1 protein-coding gene and 1 pseudogene are annotated in these 1,882 nt (G+C 46.9%); one reads left to right on the top strand and one right to left on the bottom strand.

All coding sequences use genetic code 11. The features are described 5' to 3' along the window. Positions 1-1,290: lipopolysaccharide biosynthesis protein (locus tag ACKI5J_RS16170; RefSeq protein WP_407430525.1), on the bottom strand; the 1,290-nt coding region annotated here is incomplete at its 3' end. Positions 1,291-1,440: 150 nt separating this feature from the next. Between ACKI5J_RS16170 and ACKI5J_RS16165 the strand changes: the two are divergent. After that, positions 1,441-1,540: pseudogene (locus ACKI5J_RS16165) on the top strand (hypothetical protein); the annotation flags it as partial. Between the last annotated feature and the right edge of the window lie 342 nt (positions 1,541-1,882).

The raw sequence follows: 1,882 nt of genomic DNA, 5'->3' as shown, positions 1-1,882 counted from the left end.
GGCGCTGAATTTCAGTTTGTAGTAATAGACAAAAACTATATTAAACGGCAGCACGATAAGCAGGAAGCATAACGCATATGCCTGAACCATGGCCATCATGGAGAACGTGGCGCCGATGACTATGGAGCTGACGATAAAGAGGGAAGAGATCCAGCCGCTGTACATCAGTGTTCTTTCCTTTCCCTGCAGGACCAGGAAGTTTCCTATTGTGGAGAGCAATGGCTGGCTGAAGACCAGCAATCCAAAATAAGGAAGGTACACGGCTACTTTCGTCCATTTCTCTCCCCAGAGCAGCTGCACCAGGAGATCGGGACACAAGATCAGGACACAGGAGATTGGAAAGACGATGCCGCTGATGATCTTGAGGACGAACAGATATTCGACGTTGACATCGCCGCCTTCCGTTTTTAGTTTTTTAAGGCTGGGGTAGAGTACGCTGCCGAATAAGCTTGTGATTAGTATCAGGGGGAGTGCGAGCAGGCTGTAGGCGCGGTTGTAGATGCCGAGGTCGTTCATTCCAAATTGCTTACCGACGATCAAGTTGTCTGTGTTTCTGGACCAGTAGTTCACCAGGTTAAAGCCAATCAGGCTGGCGATCAGGGCCTTGGTGTACCGGAATGCCACCGTTAAGTGTTTGCAGGAAAAGTAGTAATTGAATCTGAGGGCAAGTTTCCGCTCGTAGAGCACAGTGGTAACGACTGCGGCGAGCAGCTGGGGTATTATGATGGCCCAGTGCTGCAAGCCGCCGTAGGCGAGGATAATGGTCAGCAAAATTGTCAGGACGTTACTGATCAGCAGGACTTTTCCGATGTAAGCGAAGTTGAGTTGTTTACTGAGGATGGCGCCACGCACGATGGACAGGCTTTTCAGGATAAAGGTTAAGCCCAGAACCATTGCGGGAAGCACCAGGTCTGGATTCTGGTAGAAGGAAGCGATTGGAAAGGCGATGGCTATGGTGAGGATACAAAGAATGGTGCCCATGATCAGGGCAAGTGTATCCAGCGACTTGTGGTAGGTGTAGCCGTAATCGCTTTTGATAATGGCGAGGGAGATGCCACTATCGGCAAAGACGGAGATGAAGCCGGTGAATACGGTGATCAGGCCGACGAGGCCGTAGTTTTCGGGGGAGAGCAGACGGGCAATTATGATTGACGAGAGGAAGGTGAGCCCTTGTGCGAAGTAATTGTATCCTCCGGAGATCAATACGTTCTTAAAGAAGGACTTCTTGAAGTCGTTGTTTTTCTTCTTCTGGAGCGATTGGTTCTGGGGTTGTGTGCTGACTGTTTCCATGCTGCTTTCGGATGGGTTTATGTGAAAGTAGCAGGTAGATGTTAAGTGGGGATGGGATTTGTGTTATGAAACTGTGAGGGGGAGAGGGGTTGAATCATTGATTCGGTTTTCACCGGTTCAAAAGGAACAATTGCGTTTTCCACAATTCCTACCCACAGTTTGCCGAGGCCGTATTCACTGGGTTTTCATGTTCAGGGTACCGAAGGGATCTGGATGGATGTGAATGAAATCGGTCTATATTGAAGGGAAGTAGAAAAGTCCTGATGAGTGGTATAAGGCCAAGCAATGGTTCGACAAGTTTGCGGCTTGTTTTTTTGAGTGCCACAAGTCGAAAAGTGAAGTGCTTTTAGGACGTTAAAGATAAACAATGATCACTCGCTTCCCAGACTAATATTTTGGCATTCGTTTAACGTAAGTGAAATGTATTTACGTTTGATATAATAATGGCCTTTACAATGTCGTTATTACTTCGTACCTTGCGATTAAATTACACAGGTTGCTTAAAAAGCATAATTATTGTGGAACACTGAGAAAGTCGCTCCTCAATAATTGTATGTTTTTATAGACAATATCCTGGTGTAACGCTCATCAA

The sequence above is a fragment of the Arcticibacter sp. genome (assembly GCF_045629565.1).
Taxonomy (GTDB): Bacteria; Bacteroidota; Bacteroidia; order Sphingobacteriales; family Sphingobacteriaceae; genus Arcticibacter.
Note: the sequence above shows the minus strand (reverse complement) of the source record. Positions and strands in the feature narration are given on the sequence as shown.